The organism is Anaerotignum faecicola (assembly GCA_024460105.1).
GTDB lineage: Bacteria > Bacillota > Clostridia > Lachnospirales > Anaerotignaceae > JANFXS01.
This window is the reverse complement of the sequence record JANFXS010000535.1, coordinates 1-395: the sequence shown is the minus strand read 5'-3', so window position 1 is coordinate 395 and position 395 is coordinate 1. Positions and strand designations below refer to the sequence as shown.

Annotated in this window: 1 protein-coding gene; it reads right to left on the bottom strand. The window is 37.0% G+C overall.

What is annotated here, in order from left to right; genetic code table 11:
• Positions 1-395 (bottom strand): hypothetical protein (locus tag NE664_15265; protein ID MCQ4727991.1); only part of this gene is annotated, 395 nt, incomplete at both ends.

The following is a 395-nucleotide window of genomic DNA, read 5'->3' as shown; positions in this document are numbered from 1 at the left end:
CAGATTTTCTGGAAAATACTGCAGTAAAAGATCGACATGAATCAGTACGTAACAGTGATCTTTTCGCATGGTCACTCTTAATAAAGAGGAATCGGAATCACAATTTACATAACTCGAGGAAAAAGCAAAGTCAAGAGCCCCTTCCTGAACTTTTTGAATTGAAAGAGAGGACGTGTATTCTGTGAAAATAAATTTCACCTGGGGATGTGCAGCTTTATATTTTTGAAGCGGAAGTAAATCCACATAATCATTGGGATGAGCCGCTCGGCAGCCTAATCGCAATTCACAGTTTGAGGTATAGCTTTTCTTGGAAACATCAATACGTTGATAAATATTTTGTATTTCCAATGCTTCCTGATACAAAATTTTTCCGAATTCTGTAAGTTCAAACTTGG